We start from the raw sequence: 17,767 nt of genomic DNA, 5'->3' as shown, positions 1-17,767 counted from the left end.
TGTTTCAGGGGTCTTGAAACCCAAACAGCTGCTTCCAATATCAGAAAGGTCGGTGCCGCCAAGCGGGCCGACCTGAACCCTTGTTGGCGTGTCTCATGATGTAGAGCGCCACGCAAATCTTGGTATCGCTTCTGATGGAGGATGTCCTATGCGAAACTACGACCTAACCCCCCTATACCGCGCCACTGTCGGCTTTGATCGTATGGCTGATTTGTTAGACAGCCTGCTGACGCAAGAAACGGGCGCGAACAGCTACCCCCCCTATAATATCGAAAAAACCGATGAGAATACCTATCGTATCTCAATCGCTGTTGCGGGTTTTTCAGAGGCTGAATTGCGTGTTGAGCAACGCGAGACGGAACTGGTCATCGCGGCCCGCAAAGAAAAAGACGACACCGCCCGCACCTATTTGCATCGTGGCATTGCAACCCGCGCTTTTGAGAAGCGGTTCCAATTGGCCGATCATGTGCGCGTGACCCAAGCAAGCCATGAGAACGGCATGTTGCATGTCGATCTCTTGCGTGAGGTGCCAGAGGCAAAAAAACCGCGTCAGATTGCAATCACATCTGGCAAGGCATCCAAACAAACACCTGCACTTGAAGTGACAGATGTAGAGGTCTGAGACAGACCTTCAGACACCCCTGCGCGCGCGCCCTCCCTCGTGCGCGCAGGCGGTGTTCCGTAGCAGGGGCGTCTGTGAGACTAGAACCACTGCCCTGGTTCCATCAGGCCCAAATCCATCAATTGCTGACTAGACCATTGGAACCGCTTTGAGCGGTGCCAGCGAAAATCCCCGATATCATAGCGAGATCCTGCATTGCTGCGCAGTGCTTTGGCCACGCGAAACGAACATATGGTTGCGGTGACGGAATGGTGCCATTGGCACGCAAAAGTGTTCATTTCCTCGTCACTGAGGCGATGATCTTCGAACATTTGCAGCCCTTCCTTCGCCAAAAAGAACCCGATCCGATCAATGCGCCGCCGTTCTTTGGGAACATGTTCCTCAAAGCGCCAGCGTAAACCGCCCAAAAAATCATGTTGGCGGTCCTTAGCGCGGCCCGTTTCATCACGGCGCGCATCGGCAAAATACCCTGCACTGTCGAGCATGGCATGATCTAGGTTCACGGCATTTGGTGCAATGTTCAGGTCTTGTGCGTAGAGATCAATCACATAGGTCAGCGCGCAGTCGCGGCGTTCTTCCGCGATGAAGGCTGCCATTTCTCCCACAGTGCGATCCTCGCAGAACGGGTAAAAGAAATATTCAGCGTTATAGCAGTAATGCACCCATTCATTTGGCACGAGAGGGATCAGCGCATTCACAAGACTGGCAGCGGCATCTGCGCGGCGGGTTTGCGCGCGAATAATCGAAACAGTGTTTGGGGTGTGCCCCTCTGTCTCGGGTGAGATGTCTAAACCAGCGGGGGCTGCGATGAACACATGGCGAAACCCCAATTGCATCAAATGAGACAGTGTCGAGGCCAATTCAACCCGATCCTCTGCAATCAAAATTGCAAAAGGCCCCTTGCCAAACCCGCCCCGCGGCAGGCGGCGAAATTCGGCCAAAGATGCATAGTCTTTGATCTGCATATGCGGTTTATTCCGACCAATTCTGAAATTTTTGTAACCCAACCCCAATTTGCGGGGCTTTGTGGTCTATTTCAATGGGTCACATGCGTTGATGTGCGCCCCCTATTGGGCTAAATGACCCTGTGCTGCGATCTGCGAAAAAGGCCCTGTGCAATGACTGAACCCAAAAAGCTATTCGTGAAAACCTATGGCTGCCAGATGAATGTCTATGACAGCGAGCGTATGGCAGAGGCGCTGTCTGGTCAGGGCTATGAGCAGGTGGGCAGTGCGGAAGAAGCGGATATGATCCTGCTGAACACGTGCCACATTCGCGAGAAAGCATCGGAAAAGATCTACTCGGAATTGGGCCGCCTTAAACCTTTGCGCGATGAGAACCCCAATCTGAAAATCGGTGTTGCGGGCTGTGTCGCGCAGGCCGAAGGCGAAGAGATTATGCGCCGTCAACCGATTGTGGACTTGGTCGTTGGCCCGCAGACCTATCACCGCCTTCCTGCCATGATGCGCGCGGTTGAGGCAGGGGAAAAGGCCCTTGATACAGATTTCCCCGAAGAAGATAAGTTTCTGCATCTGCCAAAAGATCGCCGTGCCAAGCGCGGGCCTTGTGCGTTTTTAACGGTGCAGGAAGGCTGCGACAAATTCTGTGCGTTTTGCGTTGTGCCCTATACCCGAGGCGCTGAGGTCAGTCGCCCCGTTGCGCGCATTTTGGGGGAGGCGCGCGATCTGGTCGAACGCGGCGTGCGCGAAATCACGCTTTTGGGGCAAAATGTGAATGCCTATCATGGGCAAGATGAGGATGGGCGTGAATGGGGGCTTGCGCGCCTGATCCGTGAATTGGCGAAAATCGAAGATTTGGCGCGTATCCGCTTTACCACATCGCACCCCAATGACATGGAAGATGACTTGATCGCGGCTTTTGGCGATTGTGACAAGCTGATGCCCTATCTTCATTTGCCTGTGCAATCGGGGTCTGATCGTATTCTCAAAGCGATGAACCGCAAACATACCGCGCAGGACTATCTCGACCTGATTGCGCGCATCCGCGACGCGCGCCCTGATTTGTTGCTGTCTGGGGATTTCATCGTGGGCTTCCCCGGCGAGACAGATGAAGATTTTGCGCAAACGATGGATTTGGTGCGCAAAGTGAATTACGGACAGGCTTATTCGTTCAAATATTCCGCGCGTCCCGGCACGCCCGCAGCCGAGCGTGCTGATGTTGCGCCTGAGATTGCAGATGCCCGTTTGCAAGAATTGCAGGCGCTTTTGACCGAACAACAAAGGGCGGCTCAAGACGGCATGGTGGGGCGCGAAATGCCAGTTCTGTTTGAAAAGCATGGGCGCCAAGAGGGGCAATTGATTGGAAAATCGGGCTATTTGCATTCGGTTCATGCTATCGCGCCTGCTGAATTAATTGGTCAAGTGGCAATGGTTCGAATCATTAAGTCTGCCACTAATTCCTTGACAGGCGCGTTGGTATAGTCTGCGGATGTCTGGGGTGGCCTTCGGCGGTTAGGATGCCCCAACAGGAACAATTTCTAACGATTTGTTGAGATTGTTTCTTAATTTATATATAAATATTGAAATATTTTTCTTTCCGAAGCGAAATTGCTCGGATATTCTCTCGAATAATCGCGCTGTTAACCATTCTTCCGCATTTTAGCGGGATGGTCGCAGGGAAAGAATTTTGAGATTGGGCGTGTTTTTGAACAGCTTTATCCAACATGGAATGGCACATGCTGCGCGGTTTTTGGCGATTGGGCTGCTTGCCTTTGTGCCGCAATTCGCGGCGGCGCAGAGTGGGGCTATTTCTGGTCGCGTGCAGCCGGGGATCTGGATTGATCCTGACGGCTGTATGCATTGAGTCGCCGATGGCGGTCTTGAGGGCTACGTGGAGGGACGTGTGAACCCCCAAACGGGGATGCCTGTCTGTATGCGCGTCAACACCTGCGCAGTGACGAATAGCCATGTTCTTTTCGCGACAGACAGCGCGCATTTGACCGCAAATGGTCGCGCGCAGTTGGAACAGTTTTTCCGCTCGGCGGGTGCGTTTGCCTATGTGATTTATGGGCATACTGATGCGCGCGCCTCAGATGAATACAATATCCGCCTCTCGCAGGCCCGTGCCGAATCGGTGGCCAATATGGCGCGCGGTGTTGGGGCGCGCGTGGCGCGTGAAATTGGCTATGGCGAACGCCGACCAATTGCGCCCAATGACAGCGCCTCCAATATGCAGCGCAACCGCCGCGTTGAAATCGTATGTTATAGATGAAGGGGGCCATGATGCGTCAGCGATATTTGGCGATTGCCCTAATTGGGGCGGCTACAGTTTTGTCGGGCTGTTCAGGTCTAGACCGCCCAATTGCGAGTAATCGTGATCGCGGTTTGGACGCAAAAGACCTTAGCCAGTTACAGGCCGCCATCTATGTCGACCCTGATGGTTGCCACATTTGGATGATTGACGATGGCGCGGAAGGGTATTGGTCGCGCTGCCGTGATCCCGTGTCTGGCTTGCCTGTTTGCACGACTTTTACCCCGCCAAATTCAGTTGTTGGTGACTACGCCACGGGTGGGGTTGTGCCTGATATTCGCTCTGCTGGTCTGTTCTAGGCGCAAATATCGGTCATCTGTCGCCTAGATATGTGAAATTTTCGTGCATATCACACTAACTATTGATTTGGCTGCGAGGGCTTGGCACTCTCAACTCAGGAATCTTCTCTAAGCGAAGGAGAGTATGTTGGCATTGTCCACGTTGAGCGCACCCGCCACCCCTAAATCTGGCCCCCCTGCGGATTTGCAGCTGAGCTTTCCTGACAATCGCCTTCTGATCGACCTTTGTGGAGAATTTGATCGAAATCTCACGCAAATTGAAACAACGCTGTCGGTGCAGATCATTCGCCGTGGCAACCAATTGGCCGTGCATGGCGAGGCGCGGGAGCGCGCGGCCGAAGTTTTGGGCAGTCTCTATGCGCGATTAGAGGCAGGAAAATCAGTAGAGGCCGAAGATGTCGAGGGCGCAATCCGTATGCGTGGCTCTGTTGAGGGGACAGGCGTTCGCGCGGGGGACCAGATTGAAATGTTTGGTGCATCCTCGTTGGAAATCGGCACCCGAAAGAAAACGGTCGAGCCTCGCACCGATGCGCAAAAAGCCTATGTTCAAAACTTGCTGAAAAACGAACTGGCCTTTGGGATTGGCCCTGCGGGAACGGGAAAAACCTATTTGGCGGTTGCTGTCGCTGTGAACCGCTTGATCAATGGCCATGTGGATCGGATCATCTTGTCGCGCCCTGCTGTGGAAGCGGGCGAGCGTTTAGGATTCTTGCCTGGGGATATGAAGGACAAGGTCGATCCCTATATGCAGCCCCTTTATGATGCGCTGCACGATTTTCTGCCCGGTCGGCAATTGCAAAAATTGATGGAAGAAAAAACCATTGAAATTGCACCTTTGGCGTTTATGCGGGGGCGGACATTGGCCAATGCCTATGTGGTTTTAGACGAAGCCCAAAACGCAACCACAATGCAAATGAAGATGTTCTTGACCCGTCTGGGACGCGGCAGCCGCATGGTTATCACGGGTGATCGCAGTCAGGTTGATTTGCCGCGTGGCGTAAATTCTGGCCTTGCTGAGGCCGAACGCATTTTGGGTGCTGTCTCAGGGATCAGCTTTAACTATTTCACCGCAAAAGATGTGGTGCGTCATCCGATGGTCGCCAAGATTATCGAGGCCTATGACGCCGATGAGGTTAAAGGTTAGGCGCAAGGCGCATGGAAATTGACATTCTGATCGAAACCCCTGCGTGGCAGGCTTGTGACATTGAAGATGTCACTGCGCGCGCGGCGGAAGGTATTTGTGCCGAGCTTAGGCTTGATCCTGCGCGGTTTGCAGTTTCGGTTTTGGCCTGTGACGATACCAGAATCGCAACCCTAAACAGCGATTTTCGCGGCAAGCCGACACCGACCAATGTGTTGTCTTGGCCCGCAGAAGAGATTGATCTGCCCCGTGGTCAAATGCCCAAATTGCCGACCCCCGCCGCGGATGGCCCACCACATGAATTGGGCGATATTGCAGTCGCCTATGAGACTTGCGCCCGCGAGGCGGAGGAGCAGGGCAAAGATTTTGATGATCATTTGACCCATTTGATGGTTCATTCGATCCTTCATTTGTTGGGATTTGATCATATAAATGATCCCGATGCCACGGTGATGGAAAGTTTAGAGACACGCATCCTTGCCAGACTGGGGGTTGCTGACCCATATTAGGGCGGATGGCACAAGTTTTGTCAGTGTAACCTTGGAAAGGGGCTATGAGCTCAAATCCCGAACCCTCGTCTATCGCGGCGCAAAGCGCGCCCCTTGATGACGAGCCTCTGCCGCAAAGGCAAAGTTTCTTCTCCCGTCTTTTTGGGTCTAGCCCATCAGACCCCGATCATGCAGATCATGCCGAAGGCGAAAGCCTGAGCCACCCCGCAAGTGAGGGTAAATCCTTTGCGCAATTTGGCATGTCCAATCTGCGCCGTTTGCGGGTCGAGGATGTGTCGATCCCGCGTGTCGAGATAACGGCGGTGCCCGCTGATATCAGCCTTGACGATCTCATCGCGGTGTTTCGCGAAAGCGGCAACACGCGCCTACCTGTTTACGATGGCACCCTCGATAGCCCCATCGGCCTCGTCCATTTGAAAGACGTTGCCTTAGGCCATGGCTTTCACAAGTCGGACGGTGATTTCGATTTACGCTCTATGCTGCGGCCCTTGCTCTATGCGCCGCCCTCCATGCCGATTGGGGTGCTTCTGCAAAAAATGCAGACCGAGCGCACCCATATGGCTTTGGTGATTGACGAATATGGCGGTGCCGATGGTTTGGTGACCATCGAAGATTTGATCGAACAGGTTATCGGTGAGATCGAAGATGAGCATGATGTCGAAGAAGACAGCCCATGGAGCCATGAGAAATCAGGCGCTTATCTCGCCCTTGCCCGTGCCCCATTAGACGAGTTTGAAGCCGAGATTGGGATCAAACTGCTGGACGCTGACGAAGATGAGGAAATAGACACCCTTGGTGGTTTGGTGTTCAAACTGACGGGGCGTATTCCCGCGCGCGGGGAAATCGTTCCGCACCCTTCTGGTGCCGAGTTCGAAGTTGTCGATGCCGATGCGCGGCGGATCAAACGGTTGCGTGTGCGATTGCCCAAAGGTGACGCTGCGTGATCATGACACGGCTGCGCGATCCGCGTCTGTTGGCATTTTGCGCAGGTTTAGGCGCGGCTCTGGGCATTGCGCCGTTTAACATACTCATCGCGACCCCGTTGGGATTGGGCGCTTTGATCTATCTCTTGGCCCAATCGCCAACCCCTAAGGCCGCCGCGGTTTCCGCGTTTTGGGGGGGATTGGGCTACTTCATCCTTGCGCTGCATTGGATTGTCGAGCCCTTCATGGTCTATGCAGCGCAAGAGGGGTGGATGGCCCCTTTTGCTATTTTGGCCTTATCAGGTGGGTTGGCTCTGTTTTTCGCACTGCCCGTCTGGGTGATATGCGCCTTGGCCCGTCCCCAAGGCCGTGCGGCCCGCATCATGGCGATTGTTCTGGCGCTGTCATTTGGGGAATATCTGCGCGCCTATATCCTGACGGGGTTTCCTTGGGCAATGTTTGGCCACGCCATGATTGGCACCAATTTGCGGATTTTGGCGGGGGTCATCGGTGCGCATGGGATGGGCCTCCTGTTGCTCAGTGCTGCGGGTCTTTTGGCCCATTTTACAATTAACGGCGCGTGGCGTTTCGTTGGGGGGCTGTTGGGCGGCATTGTGGCGCTTTGGGTGTTCATGCCAGTCTTTCCCGCGCCACAGGCGGCCCCAGATGCGCCGCTGATCCGCATCATTCAACCCAATGCTGCACAAGACCTCAAATGGCGGCCTGAGATGAAGCCGTTTTTTCAAGATCGGATTCTTGATCTCACCGCTCTGCCCGTCCGTGAGGCAGGGGGCGCACGGCCCGATTTGGTGCTTTATCCCGAAACGGTTTTAACTTCGCTCCTGGAGAATACCGAAACCATCCGCCAAGATCTGGCCTCTGCTGCAGGCGGTGGCCTGTTGTTTTTGGGCGCACAACGTCTTGAGGGGGAGATTGCTTATAACTCCCTTGCCTTGGTGGATCAAACGGGCGCAGTTACCGCAACCTATGATAAGCATCATTTGGTGCCTTTCGGGGAATATATGCCCTTGCAATCCCTTGCGCGCGAGATGGGGTTACACGGGCTCGCAAATCGCATGGGTCTAAGTTTCTCACGCGGGTCAGGGCCACAGGTCTTTGACCTCGGCGCAGATCTTGGAACGGTGTTCCCGGTGGTCTGTTACGAGGCTATTTTCCCGCATTATATTGCGGATGTGCCGCGCCCTGATTGGATGTTCCATGCCACCAATGATGCGTGGTTTGGTCAGTTTTCAGGCCCGTACCAGCATTTGGCCCTGCTTCAGCTGCGCGCAGCGGAGCAAGGTTTGCCTGTTTTGCGCGCCGCCAATACAGGGGTCAGCGCCGTGATAGATGCGCGTGGCGAAATCATGTCTGCTTTGGGAATGGGAGAGATGGGTGTGATTGATGCCACCTTGCCCCCATCCTTACCCCCGACCCTTTATGCGCGGTTTGGGGATGTAGCTTATGGGGTGATGCTTTTGGGGCTCTTGGGCGCATTTTTGCGCAAGCGGCGTGTTGATATGGTTGATCCCACCCGCAGTTGAAGATAAAGCGGCGCAATCTTGGCCCCACAACGGCTTCCTGACGTGGCGGCTTTAACCCCAATGGAGCACTTATCATGTCCCGTAAGCACTATGTTTTCACCTCCGAATCCGTTTCGGAAGGTCATCCTGATAAAGTATGCGATCGTATCTCTGATGCGGTCTTGGACGCGTTTTTGTCCGAAGAACCAGAAGCGCGTGTTGCCTGCGAGACTTTCGCCACGACCAATCGCGTTGTTATCGGAGGCGAGGTTGGTTTGTCCGACCAAGATAAGCTGCGCGACTACATGGGCCGTATCGAAGATATCGCCCGCGCGTGTATCCGCGACATTGGGTATGAGCAGGACAAATTCCATTGGAAAACCTGTGAGATCACCAACCTCTTGCACGAGCAATCCGCCCATATCGCACAAGGCGTGAACGCCGCAGAGGATAAAGACGAGGGTGCAGGCGACCAAGGGATCATGTTTGGCTTTGCCACCAATGAAACCCCTGATCTGATGCCCGCCCCGATCCAATATTCCCATGCGATCCTGCGCCGTTTGGCTGAGGCACGCAAATCGGGTGCGGCCCCGCAGCTTGGGCCAGATGCGAAATCGCAGCTTTCTGTGCGCTATGAGGATGGCAAGCCAGTTGAAATCACTTCCTTGGTTTTGTCGACACAGCATTTGGACGAAAGCATGACCTCCGCCGATGTGCGGGACTTGGTCGAGCCTTATATCCGCGAAGTGCTGCCCGAGGGGTGGCTGACCGCCGCCACAGAATGGCACGTTAACCCAACGGGTAAATTCGTTATTGGTGGCCCTGATGGCGATGCGGGCCTCACAGGGCGCAAGATCATCGTAGACACCTATGGTGGCGCGGCCCCACATGGCGGCGGTGCGTTCTCGGGCAAAGATCCAACCAAGGTGGATCGCTCAGCCGCCTATGCGGCGCGCTATTTGGCGAAAAACGTGGTGGCTGCGGGTCTTGCAGATCGCTGCACTATTCAGCTGTCCTATGCGATTGGCGTGGCCAAGCCTTTGTCGATCTATGCCGACACACATGGCACGGGCAATGTCGATGAGGCCGCGATTGAGCGCGCCGTGGCGCAGGCGATGAACCTGACCCCACGCGGCATTCGCCTACATTTGGGTTTGAATAAGCCAATCTTCCAGCGCACCGCGGCCTATGGCCATTTTGGCCGCGCCCCCGAGGCAGATGGTGGCTTCTCGTGGGAGCGCACTGATCTGGTCGATGCGATCAAATCCGCGCTCTAATTTGAACCTTGCACATGGAGTATGGCCCTGACCGATTTGGTTGGGGCCTTCTTTCAAAGATGACTGAAGCCAGACCTCACCGCAATTTCTATGGCCGCCGCAAAGGGCATAACCTGCGCGACAGCCAAGAAGCCTATTTGGAACAAGACTTGGCCAAGCTTAGTCCTGGCGCGGTTGATTGGGACGAGAACCCCGATCGCACAGCCCTTGATCTTGAGACGATATTTGGCGGGCGCGATGTTTGGCTTGAGGTTGGGTTTGGCGGCGGCGAGCACATGGTGCACCAAGCCGCGCTGAACCCCAATGTCGGATTGATTGGTTGCGAGCCCTATATCAATGGCGTGGCCATGCTGCTTGGCAAAATCCGCGCCAGCGGTGTCGCCAATCTGCGGGTTTTTCCGGGCGATGTGCGCGATATGTTTGATGTGCTGCCTGATGCATCAATAGCGCGTGCGTTTTTGCTTTATCCTGATCCGTGGCCGAAGAAACGCCACCATCGCCGCCGTTTCGTCACGCCTGAGCATTTGGAACCTTTAGCGCGGGTTTTGCAGCCCGCCGCGATTTTTCGGGTTGCCACTGATATTCCCGACTATGTCCGCCAGACATTGGAGGAAGTTCCAAAGGCAGGGTTTGAATGGTTGGCCGAAGGACCAGAGGATTGGCGCAAACCTTGGGGCGATTGGATTTCCACCCGTTACGAACAAAAAGCCCTGCGGGAGGGGCGGGTTCCCCATTATCTGACCTTCCGCCGATTGGGGTAATACCCCCAAAGCCTGTGGACGCGGCGGGCTGTCACCGCTATCAGATGGGCCAAGTTAATTTGCGAGGGAATGAAGCATGTCTGCCCACGGAAAACCTATAAAAATGCAGGCGCGGAAATCCGCGGGTTTGTCGGGCGAGGCGCATGTGCCAGGCGATAAATCCATCTCGCATCGCAGCCTTATTTTTGGGGCGATGGCCATTGGGCAGACGCGCATCAAAGGGTTGCTTGAGGGGCAAGATGTTTTGGATACGGCCAAGGCGATGGCCTCCTTCGGTGCCCGCGTCACGCGTGTTGCGGATGGCGAGTGGCATGTGGACGGCGTTGGTGTTGGTGGCTTTGCCGAGCCTGATCATGTGATTGATTGCGGCAATTCTGGAACGGGTGTGCGTCTGATTATGGGGGCTATGGCCACAACCCCAATTGCCGCCACCTTTACAGGCGATGCAAGCCTCAATAAGCGCCCCATGGCACGGGTCACAGACCCGCTCGCCCTTTTTGGTGCACAGGCCTTTGGGCGCTCAGGCGGGCGCTTGCCGATGACGATTATCGGTGCGGAAACCCCCGTGCCTGTGCGCTATAAGTTGCCTGTGCCCTCAGCGCAGGTCAAATCTGCGGTTCTGTTGGCGGGCTTGAATGTGCGTGGACAAACTGTGGTCATCGAAGAAGAGGCCACGCGGGACCATACCGAACGGATGCTTGCGGGTTTTGGCGCAACGATTACGAGCGAGCAGACCGATGAGGGGCGCGTGATCACCTTAGAGGGCCAACCAGAATTGCGCCCACAGGATATCACTGTGCCCCGTGATCCCTCCTCCGCGGCCTTCCCAATTTGTGCGGCGCTTATCACGGAAGGCTCAGATGTATTGGTGCCAAATATCGGACTTAACCACACCCGCGCAGGTTTGTTTGAAACCCTGATCGAGATGGGGGCGGATTTGACCTATGAAAACATCCGCGATGAAGGCGGAGAGCCTATGGCAGACATCCGTGCGCGTTTCTCACCTCATCTCAAGGGGATCGAAGTTCCGCCTGAGCGCGCCGCAAGTATGATTGATGAATACCCAATTCTGTCGGTTGTGGCCGCGAATGCCACGGGCGCGACTGTGATGCGCGGGGTCAAAGAACTGCGCGTCAAGGAAAGCGACCGCATTGATGCCATGGCCACAGGTCTGCGCGCAAATGGGGTTGAGGTGGAAGATGGCCCTGATTGGTGGATTGTGCAGGGCCGCGGTGCGGGCGGTGTGCAAGGCGGCGCGATATGTGCAACGCATTTGGATCATCGGATCGCCATGTCTTTCTTGTGCTTGGGGCTGTCCACCAAAGAACCCGTGCAAATTGATGATGGCGGGCCAATTACGACTTCATTCCCCATCTTCATTGACCTGATGCGGGGGCTTGGCGCCACGCTTGGCGAGGTGGACGTTTGATTTTCACGGTCGCCATTGATGGGCCTGCGGCCGCAGGTAAGGGCACGATAAGCCGCCGCTTGGCTGATCAATTTGGCTTTGCCCATCTCGATACAGGCCTGCTTTATCGGGCCGTTGGGGCAAAAGTGGCCGATGGCGCCGCGCCTGAGATAGCCGCGCAAAATCTGACAGCTGCCGATCTGGCCCAAACTGATCTGCGAAGCCATGCGGCGGGGCAAGCTGCCTCAAAAGTTGCTGTGATCCCCGAGGTGCGCAGTGCCTTGGTGACATTTCAACGCGAGTTTGCCCGTCGAAACGGCGGCGCCGTTTTAGATGGGCGCGATATTGGCACGGTGATCTGCCCCGATGCGGATTTGAAATTATTCATCACAGCCCGCCCCGAAGTGCGCGCGCATCGCCGCTATTTGGAACTTGGGGGAGATGAAGCGCAGATCTTGAACGATATCATTGAGCGCGACAGCCGCGATATTTCGCGTGCAGATGCCCCATTGCGTGCCGCCGAGGATGCGGTGGTGATCGACACCAGCGATTTGGACATTGAGGCGGCTGTTCGCCTTGCGGCAGAACATGTGACAGCCCGCCTCAAGGGCTAGTGTGAAAAATGGCCAAAACCCTTGTCATACTGGCGCAATGACTGTAAGAGCCACGCAATCAAGTAGACGGTCAACGTCTCGGATTGAGCAGGGTCGGGATATCCTCCGGCCCTTCATCATTTTCGAGGGGGCGATTGAAAACGAAACCAAAGACCTGCGGAGACAACCGCATGGCCCGAATAGCTCTATGAAAAGGAACTGAATATCTATGTGCGCTAAAGCAACTATGGAAGAATTCGAAGCCCTTCTGAATGAAAGCTTCGAGATTGACACCCCCGCGGAAGGTGCGGTTGTCACTGGTAAGGTCATCGCAATCGAAGCGGGCCAAGCCATCATTGATGTGGGCTACAAAATGGAAGGCCGCATCGACCTTAAAGAATTCGCAAATCCCGGCGAGGCCCCCGAAATCGCAGTTGGCGATGAGGTAGAGGTGTACCTGCGCAATGTGGAAAACGCGCGTGGCGAAGCGGTTCTGAGCCGCGAAATGGCCCGCCGCGAAGCCGCATGGGATCGCTTGGAAAAAGCATATGCCGCAGAAGAGCGTGTCGATGGCGCAATCTTTGGCCGCGTCAAAGGTGGCTTCACCGTTGATCTTGGCGGTGCTGTTGCGTTCTTGCCTGGGTCTCAGGTTGACGTGCGCCCCGTGCGGGATGCAGGGCCTTTGATGGGCCTCAAGCAGCCATTCCAAATCCTGAAAATGGATCGCCGCCGTGGCAATATCGTTGTGTCCCGCCGTGCAATCCTTGAGGAAAGCCGCGCCGAGCAGCGCGCCGAAGTTATCGGCAAACTGGGCGAAGGCGACATCGTGGATGGTGTGGTCAAGAACATCACCGAATACGGCGCATTTGTTGACTTGGGCGGTGTTGACGGCCTGTTGCACGTCACCGACATGGCATGGCGCCGTGTGAATGATCCAAAAGAGGTTCTCACAATTGGTGAGACCGTGAAGGTTCAGGTGATCAAGGTCAACAAAGATACCCATCGCATCAGCCTCGGCATGAAGCAGCTGTTGGACGATCCATGGGATTCCGTTGAAGCGAAATTCCCGCTTGAATCCGTTCACATGGGCCGCGTGACCAACATCACCGATTACGGTGCATTTGTTGAGCTGGAGCCTGGCGTTGAAGGTCTCGTGCACGTTTCTGAGATGTCTTGGACAAAGAAAAACGTGCATCCTGGCAAGATCGTTTCGACCAGCCAAGAAGTCGAAGTTATGGTTCTGGAGATCGACAGCTCCAAACGCCGCGTATCGCTTGGTCTCAAGCAGACCATGCGCAACCCATGGGAAGTGTTTGCAGAAACCCATCCTGTTGGCACCGCGGTTGAAGGCGAGATCAAGAACATCACCGAATTCGGTTTGTTCATCGGCCTCGACAACGACATTGACGGCATGGTTCACCTGTCTGACCTGACATGGGAAGGCCGTGGCGAGGATGTGATCGGCGATTACCGCAAAGGCGATATGGTTAAAGCGGTTGTAGCCGAAGTTGACGTTGAGAAAGAGCGTATCTCCCTGTCGATCAAAGCTGTTGATGGCGACCCATTCGCAGATGCCGTTGGCGGTGTGAAGCGTGGCTCGGTCATCACTGTTGTTGTGACTTCGGTCGAAGAAGGCGGTTTGGAAGTGGAATATGAAGGCATGAAATCCTTCATTCGCCGCTCTGACCTCAGCCGCGACCGTGGTGATCAGCGCTCTGACCGTTTCTCGGTTGGTGACAAGATCGATGTGCGCGTAACCAATATCGATGCGAAGACCCGCAAACTGGGCCTGTCGATCAAGGCACGCGAAATCGCCGAAGAAAAAGAAGCGGTCGAGCAGTATGGCTCATCCGATTCTGGTGCAAGCTTGGGCGATATCCTTGGCGCTGCATTGAACAAAGACGAATAATCATCACGCGGGCCTTCGCCCCGTTATGAGATGGAATTGCCCCGCTCAGCAGAGCGGGGCTTTTTCTTTGTCGGAGCGACAGGCTGTCGCAGCCCATAGATTTTTCATCTTTTGCGCCTTGCTGGAGAACTAAGCATCAATGCGGGCAGGGCAGAGAGATTGCACGTTTTTGCATCGTGGCTTGGCGGTTTTCGATATAGCGGTGGAAACTGCGCTGCCGCAAATCCAGATCTAGACCACCAACCTTAAACCCCTCGCGCACCAGTGCTGTGGCCACATGCATGGTTGTGGTCGACTTGCCCGAATCGCCCTTTTCGTTCCCGAATACGATAATATGCGCCAAAACGAACCTCACTTACCCCACTGCGCACCCGATATTGTGGGCGCATTCCGTTGATCCTCAATATACGGAAGGAATGCTGCGCTATTTATCAAGAAAGACATTTAACTTATGGCTAAAATGAAAAACACCGCCCCAAAGGGACGGTGTTTTGAAACAGTTAGGTGCGATTGGATTAGAAACCCAGACCTTCGTATTTCTTTTTGAACTTGGAAACGCGGCCGCCTGTATCCATCAAGCGCGCGCCACCACCTGTCCATGCAGGGTGCACAGAAGGGTCAATATCCAGCGCAAGCGTATCGCCCTCGGAACCCCAAGTGGATTTCATCTGAACAACGGTGCCATCGGTCATTTTGACATCGATGACGTGGTAATCGGGATGGATGTCTTTTTTCATCGTCTAAGCCCTTCTTACGCTTCTGCGTTATCGCTGAGTTCGCGATAGTTTGTTTTCTCGGCGATACGGGCCGACTTACCACGGCGATCACGCAAGTAGTACAGCTTCGCGCGGCGAACACGGCCGCGGCGCACCACTTCGATTGAATCGATATTGGTCGAGTAGAGGGGGAATACGCGCTCTACGCCTTCACCAAATGAAATTTTGCGAACAGTGAACGAACCTGCGATCCCTTTGCCGTTTTTACGGCTGATGCAAACGCCTTCATACATCTGCACACGAGAACGCGACCCTTCGGTCACTTTAAAGCCAACGCGAATGGTGTCGCCAGCTTTGAAATCGGGAACGGTCTTCCCAAGGGCGGCAATCTGTTCCGCCTCGATTTGTGCGATCAGATCCATTGGATCTTCTCCTCTAAATGCTCGCGGTTGCTCCGCGAAGGTGTGGTCGCATCTGAGAGCTCTGGTCTTCGACCGGATCCACCTGTTCCCATATGGGGGTGTCCGCCAGAGGTCACGCTGACTTTCCTAATGTGATCTTTGGCCAATCTGCCTTGCGCCGAAGTTCCGCAAAAGCGCGGGGACAAAGCCCCAAGAAAAACCAAAGAGGCCCGATCAGCCGATTCCGACTGCGGACGGATGGCGTATAGGCTGCAAATCCTAAAGGATCAAGCCTTATCGCGCCCTGTCTTGCCCTGTTTAGAGAGATATTCCGCCCAAAGATCAGGGCGGCGCGATTGCGTCAAAGCCTCGGCTTGGGCATGGCGCCACTCGGCAACGCGGGCGTGATTGCCAGATGTCAAAACCTCGGGGATCACCATCCCACGCCATTCAGCGGGGCGGGTATAGTGCGGATGCTCCAACAGGCCATTGGAAAAACTTTCTTCTTGGGTCGAGTCAAAATTTCCCAATACACCCGGAATAAGGCGAATGGTGGCATCAAGCACCGCTTGGGCGGCAATCTCGCCGCCCGTCAGAACAAAATCACCTAGTGAGATTTCTTCCATCTCGTAATGGTCAATCACACGTTGATCCACCCCTTCGAACCGCCCGCACAACAGGGTCATGCCGTCACAGCCCGCAAAGCGCGCGGCATCGGCCTGTGTAAAAGGCCGCCCCCGAGGTGACAGATAGACGCGTGGCCATCGTGCGGGGTTAGGTGGTGTGTTATTAGCGGCCATGTCCATGGCGCGCCCCAAAATGTCGGGACGCAAGACCAGCCCTGCGCCGCCCCCTGCGGGCGTATCATCAACATTGCGGTGCTTGCCCTCGCCGAAGATGCGCAGGTCGATGGTGTCTAATGCCCAAAGACCGCTTTGCAATGCCTTACCCGTCAGTGAGCCCCCCAAGACACCTGGAAACATGTCAGGGAAGAGTGTGATGACCTTCGCGCACCATGCGTCCTTCAGGCGCTGCGGCCCCATCAAGTCCCGTGGGGCCGCATTGGCCGAAATCGACAGACGGCCATAGCTGCGGGGTGGTTTAGACGTCATCGTCAAACAAGCCTTCTGGCGGATCAATCACGATGCGCTTGGCGCTGAGGTCGACTGTGGGAACAACCGCCTGTGTAAAAGGCACAAGAACGCTGCCTTTGTGATTGGGCACGCTGCGCAGTTCGAGAATATCACCTGCGCCATGGTTCAACACGGCCGCCACCTTGCCGCGCGCCGCGCCGCCTGTGTCGACCACGTTAAGACCGAGAAGGTCGCTGTGATAAAACTCATCATCAGGTAGGGCGGGCAGGGCCGTGCGCGGTGCAAACAGACGGGTGCCGCGAAGGCCATCTGCCGCTTCTTTTGTCATCACCCCAACAACCCGCGCGGCAAAACCACCTTTGACGGCACGGGTGATTTTAAGCTCAAAACTGCGGTCGCCTTTTTCAGAAAACAGTGGCGTGTAAGTGCCGATATCTTCGGGATTGGCGCAAAAACTTTTGAGGCGCACTTCACCGCGCACGCCAAAGGAGCCTGCAATCGCACCGACACAAATCAGGTTTTGATCGCTCATTCCACGGGGCCCTCTCTTAGGCATAACCGATCTGCGCTGACCCATTCGCCCGAAAGGGCAATACAGGCCGCTTGCGCATTGCGCCGTTCTTCAACGCGCCCACCTATGTAGGCGAAAAGGCATAGGATCGAAATTAGGATCAGGCGGCGCATTTAAGATACTCAAAGCCACATCTACGCTTGGCCCTAAGGCCACCTTGCCCCCAGTACACAACAAGCGGGGGCAAGGCAGGGGCTGATTACTCAGCCTTTGCTTCTTCTGCGGCTTCCTCAGCGGCAGGCGCTTCCTCAGCGGCAGGCGCTTCCTCAGCGGCAGGCGCTTCTTCAGGTGCTGCTGCTTCTTCAACAACGGCCTCTTCTGCGGGCGCTTCTTCAGCGGTAGGTGCAGGTGCGGCTGCTGCTTCGGCTGCTTCTGCGGCCTTAGCGGCTTTTTCTTCTGCGCGCTCTTGTGCTTTTTTGCCTGGAACGGCTTTGTTCGGGTTGTTGCGGGTTTTCGCTGCCAAAACGCCAGCTGCTTCCAAGAAACGGCTTACGCGGTCGGTGGGCTGCGCACCCTGCTCGAGCCAGTATTTCATGCGCTCCATGTTCATTTTCACGCGATCTTCGCTGTCTTTTGCCAAGAGCGGGTTATATGTGCCGAGCTTCTCGATGAAGCGGCCATCGCGGGGCATGCGGCTGTCAGAGGCCACGATGCTGTAGAATGGGCGCTTTTTCGAGCCACCACGGGCCAAGCGGATTTTCATTGCCATGTTAGTCTTCTCCTTCGGATAGATGATCGGGGCGTCTTTGT

General features: G+C 55.4%; 20 protein-coding genes, 1 pseudogene and 1 riboswitch. Of the genes and pseudogenes, 14 read left to right on the top strand and 7 right to left on the bottom strand.

The window, feature by feature from the left end; all coding sequences use genetic code 11:
* The first annotated feature begins 148 nt into the window (after positions 1 to 148).
* Entirely contained in the window at positions 149 to 622 is a 474-nt protein-coding gene (locus AAC636_RS11055; protein ID WP_340244575.1) for an Hsp20 family protein, read from the top strand.
* Between the two features lie 80 nt (positions 623 to 702).
* On the opposite strand, the gene AAC636_RS11050 is transcribed toward AAC636_RS11055, so the two are convergent.
* Positions 703 to 1,587 (bottom strand): hypothetical protein, encoded by an 885-nt coding sequence (locus AAC636_RS11050; protein WP_340301539.1) that lies wholly within the window; start codon positions 1,585 to 1,587, stop codon positions 703 to 705.
* 153 nt (positions 1,588 to 1,740) lie between these two features.
* Between AAC636_RS11050 and miaB the strand changes: the two genes are divergently transcribed.
* From miaB to rpsA, 13 genes are all read left to right on the top strand, one after another.
* On the top strand, positions 1,741 to 3,063 hold the full coding sequence (miaB, locus tag AAC636_RS11045; RefSeq protein ID WP_340244573.1) for a tRNA (N6-isopentenyl adenosine(37)-C2)-methylthiotransferase MiaB: 1,323 nt from the start codon (positions 1,741 to 1,743) through the stop codon (positions 3,061 to 3,063).
* Positions 3,064 to 3,268: 205 nt separating this feature from the next.
* Positions 3,269 to 3,445, top strand: a complete 177-nt coding sequence (locus tag AAC636_RS11040; RefSeq protein ID WP_340301538.1) for a hypothetical protein — start codon at positions 3,269 to 3,271, stop codon at positions 3,443 to 3,445.
* A 39-nt stretch (positions 3,446 to 3,484) separates the two neighbouring features.
* On the top strand, positions 3,485 to 3,853 hold the full coding sequence (locus AAC636_RS11035) for an OmpA family protein (protein ID WP_340301537.1): 369 nt from the start codon (positions 3,485 to 3,487) through the stop codon (positions 3,851 to 3,853).
* 11 nt (positions 3,854 to 3,864) lie between these two features.
* Positions 3,865 to 4,191 carry a hypothetical protein gene (locus AAC636_RS11030; RefSeq protein ID WP_340301536.1) on the top strand — a complete coding sequence of 109 codons (327 nt, stop codon included), beginning with the start codon at positions 3,865 to 3,867 and terminating at the stop codon, positions 4,189 to 4,191.
* Positions 4,192 to 4,315: 124 nt separating this feature from the next.
* Positions 4,316 to 5,335, top strand: coding sequence for a PhoH family protein (locus AAC636_RS11025; protein WP_317655747.1), 1,020 nt, complete (start codon positions 4,316 to 4,318; stop codon positions 5,333 to 5,335).
* An 11-nt stretch (positions 5,336 to 5,346) separates the two neighbouring features.
* Positions 5,347 to 5,841 carry an rRNA maturation RNase YbeY gene (gene ybeY, locus AAC636_RS11020; protein ID WP_340301535.1) on the top strand — a complete coding sequence of 165 codons (495 nt, stop codon included), beginning with the start codon at positions 5,347 to 5,349 and terminating at the stop codon, positions 5,839 to 5,841.
* A gap of 44 nt (positions 5,842 to 5,885) precedes the next feature.
* Positions 5,886 to 6,785, top strand: a complete 900-nt coding sequence (locus AAC636_RS11015) for a hemolysin family protein (RefSeq protein ID WP_340301534.1) — start codon at positions 5,886 to 5,888, stop codon at positions 6,783 to 6,785.
* A 2-nt stretch (positions 6,786 to 6,787) separates the two neighbouring features.
* Positions 6,788 to 8,308: an apolipoprotein N-acyltransferase gene (lnt, locus tag AAC636_RS11010; RefSeq protein WP_340301582.1), complete on the top strand. Its 1,521-nt coding sequence runs from the start codon at positions 6,788 to 6,790 to the stop codon at positions 8,306 to 8,308.
* A gap of 18 nt (positions 8,309 to 8,326) precedes the next feature.
* Positions 8,327 to 8,376: riboswitch (SAM-SAH riboswitch) on the top strand.
* A gap of 6 nt (positions 8,377 to 8,382) precedes the next feature.
* Positions 8,383 to 9,564, top strand: coding sequence for a methionine adenosyltransferase (gene metK / locus AAC636_RS11005; RefSeq protein ID WP_317655744.1), 1,182 nt, complete (start codon positions 8,383 to 8,385; stop codon positions 9,562 to 9,564).
* A gap of 59 nt (positions 9,565 to 9,623) precedes the next feature.
* A complete protein-coding gene (gene trmB / locus AAC636_RS11000; RefSeq protein ID WP_340301533.1) occupies positions 9,624 to 10,325 on the top strand; it encodes a tRNA (guanine(46)-N(7))-methyltransferase TrmB in 702 nt (233 codons plus the stop codon).
* A gap of 76 nt (positions 10,326 to 10,401) precedes the next feature.
* Positions 10,402 to 11,754, top strand: a complete 1,353-nt coding sequence (aroA, locus tag AAC636_RS10995; protein WP_340301532.1) for a 3-phosphoshikimate 1-carboxyvinyltransferase — start codon at positions 10,402 to 10,404, stop codon at positions 11,752 to 11,754.
* Positions 11,751 to 12,347: a (d)CMP kinase gene (locus tag AAC636_RS10990; protein ID WP_340301531.1), complete on the top strand. Its 597-nt coding sequence runs from the start codon at positions 11,751 to 11,753 to the stop codon at positions 12,345 to 12,347. Before aroA ends, AAC636_RS10990 begins: the two co-directional genes overlap by 4 nt.
* Before the next feature lie 208 nt (positions 12,348 to 12,555).
* Complete coding sequence (gene rpsA, locus AAC636_RS10985; RefSeq protein WP_340301530.1) at positions 12,556 to 14,235, top strand: 30S ribosomal protein S1; 1,680 nt, start codon at positions 12,556 to 12,558, stop codon at positions 14,233 to 14,235.
* Positions 14,236 to 14,377: 142 nt separating this feature from the next.
* On the opposite strand, the pseudogene AAC636_RS10980 reads toward rpsA, so the two are convergent.
* From AAC636_RS10980 to rpsP, 6 genes and pseudogenes are all read right to left on the bottom strand, one after another.
* Positions 14,378 to 14,578 (bottom strand): annotated as a pseudogene (locus tag AAC636_RS10980) (division plane positioning ATPase MipZ); the annotation flags it as partial.
* Between the two features lie 172 nt (positions 14,579 to 14,750).
* Positions 14,751 to 14,972, bottom strand: a complete 222-nt coding sequence (gene rpmE / locus AAC636_RS10975) for a 50S ribosomal protein L31 (protein ID WP_317655736.1) — start codon at positions 14,970 to 14,972, stop codon at positions 14,751 to 14,753.
* A gap of 14 nt (positions 14,973 to 14,986) precedes the next feature.
* Positions 14,987 to 15,373, bottom strand: coding sequence for a 50S ribosomal protein L19 (gene rplS / locus AAC636_RS10970; RefSeq protein WP_340301529.1), 387 nt, complete (start codon positions 15,371 to 15,373; stop codon positions 14,987 to 14,989).
* 266 nt (positions 15,374 to 15,639) lie between these two features.
* Positions 15,640 to 16,464 carry a tRNA (guanosine(37)-N1)-methyltransferase TrmD gene (trmD, locus tag AAC636_RS10965; RefSeq protein WP_340301528.1) on the bottom strand — a complete coding sequence of 275 codons (825 nt, stop codon included), beginning with the start codon at positions 16,462 to 16,464 and terminating at the stop codon, positions 15,640 to 15,642.
* Positions 16,454 to 16,978, bottom strand: coding sequence for a ribosome maturation factor RimM (gene rimM, locus AAC636_RS10960; RefSeq protein ID WP_340298370.1), 525 nt, complete (start codon positions 16,976 to 16,978; stop codon positions 16,454 to 16,456). Before rimM ends, trmD begins: the two co-directional genes overlap by 11 nt.
* Before the next feature lie 238 nt (positions 16,979 to 17,216).
* Complete coding sequence (rpsP, locus tag AAC636_RS10955) at positions 17,217 to 17,726, bottom strand: 30S ribosomal protein S16 (protein WP_445322567.1); 510 nt, start codon at positions 17,724 to 17,726, stop codon at positions 17,217 to 17,219.
* Positions 17,727 to 17,767: the final 41 nt, after the last annotated feature.

This window comes from Roseobacter sp. HKCCD5988, assembly GCF_037830355.1.
Taxonomy (GTDB): Bacteria; Pseudomonadota; Alphaproteobacteria; order Rhodobacterales; family Rhodobacteraceae; genus M30B80.
This window is presented reverse-complemented; position numbering and strand designations above follow the sequence as displayed.